Source organism: Treponema primitia ZAS-1 (genome assembly GCF_000297095.1).
Lineage (GTDB): Bacteria > Spirochaetota > Spirochaetia > Treponematales > Breznakiellaceae > Termitinema > Termitinema primitia_A.
Genome location: NZ_AEEA01000170.1, coordinates 97546 through 104273, shown reverse-complemented (window position 1 = coordinate 104273; position 6728 = coordinate 97546). Strand labels below are relative to the sequence as shown.

Annotated in this window: 5 protein-coding genes; 3 read left to right on the top strand and 2 right to left on the bottom strand. The window is 52.7% G+C overall.

Going from position 1 to position 6728, the window contains the following annotated elements; genetic code table 11:
• The 3 genes from TPRIMZ1_RS0117140 to TPRIMZ1_RS0117130 form a co-directional block, all read left to right on the top strand.
• Positions 1–607: NAD-dependent epimerase/dehydratase family protein (locus TPRIMZ1_RS0117140; RefSeq protein WP_026043786.1), on the top strand; the 607-nt coding region annotated here is incomplete at its 5' end.
• Between the two features lie 18 nt (positions 608–625).
• Positions 626–1645, top strand: coding sequence for a Wzz/FepE/Etk N-terminal domain-containing protein (locus TPRIMZ1_RS0117135; RefSeq protein ID WP_010263587.1), 1020 nt, complete (start codon positions 626–628; stop codon positions 1643–1645).
• Positions 1642–3147, top strand: a complete 1506-nt coding sequence (locus tag TPRIMZ1_RS0117130; protein WP_010263586.1) for an SLBB domain-containing protein — start codon at positions 1642–1644, stop codon at positions 3145–3147. The genes TPRIMZ1_RS0117135 and TPRIMZ1_RS0117130 overlap by 4 nt, the downstream gene beginning before the upstream one ends.
• A 72-nt stretch (positions 3148–3219) precedes the next feature.
• On the opposite strand, the gene TPRIMZ1_RS0117125 is transcribed toward TPRIMZ1_RS0117130, so the two are convergent.
• Complete coding sequence (locus TPRIMZ1_RS0117125) at positions 3220–3798, bottom strand: nitroreductase family protein (RefSeq protein WP_010263585.1); 579 nt, start codon at positions 3796–3798, stop codon at positions 3220–3222.
• Position 3799: 1 nt separating this feature from the next.
• Positions 3800–6664, bottom strand: a complete 2865-nt coding sequence (locus TPRIMZ1_RS0117120) for a M16 family metallopeptidase (protein WP_010263584.1) — start codon at positions 6662–6664, stop codon at positions 3800–3802.
• Positions 6665–6728: the final 64 nt, after the last annotated feature.

Here is a 6728-nt window from a genome sequence, read left to right as displayed (position 1 = left end):
TCTGAAGGAGGAATATCTTCTTACCGGTGAACTGGAGCCGACCAATGACGCCTATGCCCTGGCAAAAATCAGCGCTATAAAGCTATGCGCCGCCTACAATAAGCAATATGAGACGAATTTTCTTTCGGCAATGCCGACAAACCTGTATGGTCCGGGGGATAATTATGACCTGTCTAACTCCCATGTGCTTCCCGCGATGATTCGCAAGTTTCACGAGGCAAAGATTTCCGGCGCCGATAAGGTCGTCCTGTGGGGAGACGGTTCCCCCTACCGCGAGTTTTTATACAGTGATGATCTTGCCGAGGCGGTGGTGTATCTTATGGAGCGCTGCAATGCGGAAGAACTGCGTCATTCCGCCGGGGATTTTGTTAACATTGGGATTGGGCGTGATTTAACCATAAAAGAGCTTGCCGACATTATTCGTGACATTGTCTATGCGGATGTTTCTCCCCGTACCTGTGCAATTGAATGGGATGTCTCAAAGCCAAACGGGACACCAAAAAAGTTGTTGGACATATCCCGGCTTTCCGCGCTCGGGTATACGCCTAAAACGTCCTTAGAGGGCGGAATCAGAATGGCATATGAAGATTATTTAAATCGGAATTAATGGAAACAAGGATTATATATGAGCGATGAAATAAAACAAGAGGAAGACGAAATCAGTCTTATTGATCTCTTTGCGGTTCTCTGGCGATGGAAAATAATGATAATTGTCATTACCCTTCTGGCGGCGATAGGGGTGGTAATCTATGCGGTCGTTTCGATTAAACTGCCACCTGAAAAATCATACCGTCCCAATGTGTACACGCCTAAGGCGCTTATGCTCATCAATAATAACACTTCCTCCGGTGGAGGAAACTTGTCGTCCATGCTCAACTCCAGCGGATTGGGCAGCATGGCCGCCCTCGCCGGAGTCAGACTGCCATCAGGATCAAGCTTCAGCGCACTTGCGGAATACCTTGTGGGCACCAATTCTCTGCTTGATTCGGTGGTTGACGAGTTTGATCTTATCACTAAATATAAAATAAAGAAATCACCCAGAACCAGGAGCCGCAGAAGGATTAAGTCAAGATTGAAGGCTGCCTATGAGTCAAGGAGTGGCGTGTTCAGTATTGCTTTTACCAACCGGGACCCGGTGTTTGCCCAGCAGGTGGTGAATTATTGCGTCGATTATTTGGGAAACCGTTTTAACGAGCTCGGCTTGGACAAAAATAAATTGGAAAAAGAAAATCTTGAGAAAAACATTCAAAACACGTATGAGGAAATTCAAAATCTGGAATTGGATACCCAGCGGTTGGAGCAGTCGGTTCAGCGTGGTTTCAGTGGAACCGTAATGCCCGCTATTTCCATGGAATTGAACCGGATTTCCCTGGAATTACGGGCGAAGCAGCAGGTGTACACCCAGCTCAAAACGCAGTATGAGCTGCTTAAGGTAAGCATGGCCAGCGAGAGCCCGGTGTTTCAGGTTCTGGAGCTCGCGGAAATCCCGGACCAGAAATCCGGCCCAAATCGGGGCAAGCTGTGTATGATGGTCACCCTTGGGGCGGGTTTCGGATCTGTTTTCCTCGCCTTTGTTCTTAATGCAATTTTGAACATTCGGAAAGACCCCAAAGCCATGGCGAAACTCCGGGGGAAAAAGGCATGAAGCGTATAGCCCTCTGGCTGCTGTTTGTAACGGCTGTTGTTTTCGCGCAGGAGTCTTCGCAAGAGTCTCAGCAGGAGTCGTCTCCGCAGGCAAGCGGCACAACGCTGCTTGCCCGGAACGCGCAGCTCGCCATGTCAAGCGCCGACTACCGAGTAACCGCGGGCGATGTATACACCCTGGCCTATGCCGCCGGAACCCAATCGGTTACCTATGTTATTACCGTAGATAATTCCTATCGTGTCCGGGTATCCAACCTGGGGATTATCAATGCTGCCGGGAGAACCTTCCAACAGCTGAAGACGGAAGTGGAAACCGTGGTTTCAAACAACTATCCGCTGAGTGGGGCGCAGCTGGTCATAACCCGGCCCTCCCTTTTTAAGGTGTCCATTGCCGGTGAGGTCAATGTCGCTCAGGAGCAGACCGCCTGGGCTTTGGCCCGGCTGTCGTCGCTCTTGGATGACAATCACCTTCTGACGGCGTATTCATCAATCCGTGATATTACGATTACTTCCTCATCCGGGCAGCGCCGGACCTGCGATCTCTTCAAAGCCCAGCGAGACGGGGACTTATCCCAAGACCCGTACCTCCGGCCAGGAGATGCCATCCGGATTAACCGGATTGATAGGGTGGTTACTATTACGGGTTCCGTAGAGCGGCCCGGCGCGTACCAGCTGCTGTCGGGAGAGAATCTGTCGGATTTGATTACCCGGTATGCCTCAGGCTTAACGCCCACCGCGGATCCCAGCAGGGTAGAATTGGTCCGGTTTGTTGACGCGGAAGCTGATTCGGGGGATAAGCTATATCTTTCTAAACAGAGTATAAGCGAAAACTATCCCCTGAAACACTTTGACGCGGTAATGGTGCCGTCGATTATGGATTTGGAGCCGGTAATGTTTGTGGAGGGGGCGGTGCAGGAAAACACCGGTCAGCAGCGATTGCAAAATTCTCTGGCAACCGCTCAAAGCAATGCCTCAAACAGAATAACAGTCCAGTTTAACCAGGGGGAGAATTACGCGTCCCTGTTGCAGCGGAATTCGTCCTGGTTTACGGCAATTTCGGATACCCAACATGCGTATATAATACGGGGGGAGGAGCGGATCCCCTTGAATATTAACCCCATACTCTATGACTCGAATTACCAAAGCCAGTATTTTGTGGAAAGAAACGATGTGCTTATCATTCCCTTTAGGCAGTATTTTGTGACGGTAGCTGGTGCGGTGGTAAAGCCTGATAGGTACCCGTACATACCGGACCGTGGATGGGATTACTATGTAGCCTTGGCCGGAGGGTTTGTGAAAGAACGGAATTCATCTGACTCGGTGGAAATAAAAGATTTAACGGGGAGACGGATGAGCAAGACCGATGTAATAACCCCGGAAACGACCATAACCGCCCGGACCAATGCGGGGTTGTATTACTTTAACCAGTATGCCCCGGTGATAACTACGATCTTGTCTATCATTACTACCTCTATCTCTGTTACACTGCTTATTGGCCGATAAACCGATCCACAAATTTTACAAAAAAACCCTGGCGATCTGCTGATCCCAGGGTTTTTTGTTTTTTGGCCCGTGTTACTTGTAACTCACCACGCTGTCCAGGGATTTCCTGCTGGAGGCGGCGCTGACTGCGTCTGTTCCGGGGGAGAGGCGGCCTATGCGTACCAGGGCTGCAGCGCTGTAGCCATCGGGGAGGCCGAGTTCACCCTTGAGGGTGGCGTTGATGGTGTCCATGGGACCGGTGTAGATTCGGGAACCGAGGCCCAGGGCTTGGGCGGCCAGATAGATGCTTTGGGTGGCCAGGCCGCAGTCCAGTATTACTGATCCGTTAGTTTTGCTGTCACCGGGGCCGGAGACGATGATGAGGATGTTACCTTCGGTGATGTTGGAGACGATGCGTTTGGCCAGGTTCGCATTCTGTACTACGGTGAAATGCCAGTTCTGGCGGTTAGAGGCGCTGGGGGCGCGGATCGCAGCGGAGAGGATCTTGTCCAGGTCGGTGCGGCTTATGGATCCGGCGGCAAAATTCCGGGGAGCGTAGTGGCCGGTGATGACGCCAATGGCCTGGGTGTCCGCGTCTGCGGCGCTAAGGCTCTGCCAAGGGGCGATGAGGACAGCGGTGATGAGGGCGAGGGTGCATAGTGTTTTTTTCATCTTACTTTACTTCCTTTGTATTTTCAGGATAGAGGATCACCGTAACGGGACCCCGGGGTAATAGTTTTTCTACGGCTTGCTGGATATCGCGGGCCGTGACGGCTTCGTAGAGTTCAGGGCGTTTTTCCAGCCGGGACAGGGGACGATCGTAGATTACCGAAAAATTGGCGTAGTTCCGGCTGATATAGCTGTTTTCCTGGATAGAGGTCTCGAAGGATTTTTTTAAGGCTGCCACGGATTTACTAAATGCGTCCTGGTTAATGGTTCCCTTGGCGATCAGATCCAGCTCCTCCAGTATTGCGGAACTGAGTTCCTTTACCCGGTTTGGATCGCAGGGGAAGTAGACGTACATATTGAGTTCTCCGCCGGGGGGGAGGATTGATTGGGATACCCCCGCGGAAAGGGAGTAGGTTCCTCCCATCTGTTTACGGGTTATTTCCATGAGCCTGTTCTCAAGGTACTCGCCGAGCACCACTGCGGTGGCTTCTCCGGATTCGGAATATTCCTGGGGTACTATCCAGTCCATAATAACCTGGCTCTTTTCTTCCTGCCCCTTGTAGATAGCCTTTTCGAGTTTCCCCGGCCTGGTGATCTTTATATCCGCCCAGGTGTTCCATGTTTCACCCCTGGGTATAGAGGCTAGGTAGGTTTCCGTATATGAGCGTAGTTCGTTCATATCCAGGTTGCCGGTGAATACAAACGTATAGTCCGCAGGATTGAGAGATTTTCGGATAATTGCTAAGGCATCGGCGACGTTTACCCTTTCCAGATCCGCAAGGACCATGGGCCGGTACCAGGGGTTGTCGCTAAAAATAGTCCGGGTTCTTTCGTCAAAGAAGACAGCCTCGGGGTTTTGATCACGCTGGGCAAGATCGGTACGATACTCGTCGAGTATCGATGTCACCGCATCCTGGTCTATCCGGGGCTGGGTAAAGGTGAGATAGAGGAGTTCAAACAGGGTTTTCAGATCCCCCCGGGTGGAGGAGCCCTGGACATTCCGCATGAAGCCCGAGAGGGAAAAGTTTATGGAAACCTGTTTTTCTGCAAGCTTCTTTATCAGATCCGGCCGGGAATAGGGGCCTATGCCGGAGGCACTCAGCATTTCTGCGGCAAGATCCGCAGAAACGATCTGCTCCTCGGGTACGGCGGTGATGCCGCCTTTAGCCATAGCATAGAGGACAATCTCGTTGTTCTTGTTCTTCGTTTCCTTAAGGATGACCGTAGCGCCGTTGCTGAGTTCCCACCGGGTGGTTCCGCTCGCAGTATCCGTGCTTTCTGTGTTGATGCTCCCGGGTGTGGGCGGGGTATCCAAAAGTTTGTCGTCCAGCTCTTCGTTTACCGGGCGGGGGATGCGGATGCGGGCGCTCTGCCGTACCAAGGTACGGATGCGGGCCGGAGTAGGGAGGCTTGCCGCTTCGGCCTCCGGGGCGCTGATGAATACGGTAAGATCCTTATAGGCAAAGTAGTCCTTAGCGGCAGCGGCGATTTCTTCGGCGCTAATGCCGGGAAGTAATGCGGAGAATGCTTTCTGGTCCCATTCGATACTGGTAACGGAGGAACCGCTGATAAAATGGGAGACAAAACTGTCTAAGTAGCCCGATGAATGCTGCCGGTCCTTTTCGGAGACCTGGCGTTCAATATCCGCCAGGATGGAACGTTTGGTTTGGTCAATTTCTGCAGCGGTGAAGCCGTACCGGGCCATTTTCTCTTTCTCCAGAAGCAGCCTGTTTAGTGTTGCCTCAACGCTGCCGGTTTTGGCGATGCCTATCATCAGGTAATACCGGGAACTCCTTGCGACATGGTTCAGCCCGGCGCCAGCGGCGGTAAAGGGAGTATCCGGGTTATAGCTTGCCTCCGCAAAGCGGACTTCCAGCATCCGGTCAATGAGAAGGTCGATTATCCCCCGCCGGAAGGAAGCCAGATCCTCCGCGGATTTATCCGACGGCAGTTTATAAAACAGGTCGATCCGGGTGTGGGTCAGTTCCGGGTCGGTAAACAGTTCCACAGCAAAGTTGCCTTTCTTTGGCTCCGGAAGATCATAGACGGGCCTTTCCAGGACGCCCGTGGGGGCGCTGATGGAAAAATGGGCGGCAAGATCCGCCTCAAGCTTGGGGCCGTCAAAATCGCCCACAAAGACCAGGGCCATGTTATCCGCCCGGTACCAGGTACGGTAAAAATTTACCAGTCGTTCCGCCGGGGCGGTTTCGATAATTTCCGGGAGCCCTATGGGGAGCCGTTCTGCGTAGGGGGCGCCCCGGTAGATTATGGGGACCAATCTCTGTGAAAGCCGCTCTCCGGCGCCGCGGCGGGTTCGGTGCTCTTCCAATATAACAGGCCGCTCGCTGTCCACGTCCGCCGGGGTAAAGCTGATGGCCCGGGTCCAGTCGTCAATAACTGCCAGGGCCTTATCGGGGATACCCTTGCGGCCTTCCCCGTCAAATTCTACCGGAACTTCAATGCCGTAGACCGTCTGGTCGAAGCTCGTATAGGCATTTACCTCCGGCCCCCAGCGCATGCCCAGGGAACGGAGGTACTCTATCAGATCGGACTTGGGGAAACGCTCGGTGCCGTCAAAAGCCATGTGCTCCACAAAATGGGCCAACCCCCGTTCATCGTCTTTTTCCAAAACCGAACCGGCGTTGACCGCCAGGGTCAGGTAGGCACGGCCTTCGGGCATACCGTTTTCCAGGATATAGTACTTCAACCCGCTGGGGAGTACACCGGTTCGGGCCTCCGCAGTAAAAGGTATGGGATCCGTGGGAGCGCCCAGGCCCCCGTAGCTGACCGCGGGTTTTCCCACCGTAGCACAGGAGAAGATTATCGGTATCAGTACAAGGGATAGGGCAAGTCTTTTAAAATAGTGCATATAACATTATACTGCGAATGATTGGGGCCTTTGCAAGGGTATATAAAAGATATATAAAAGAATA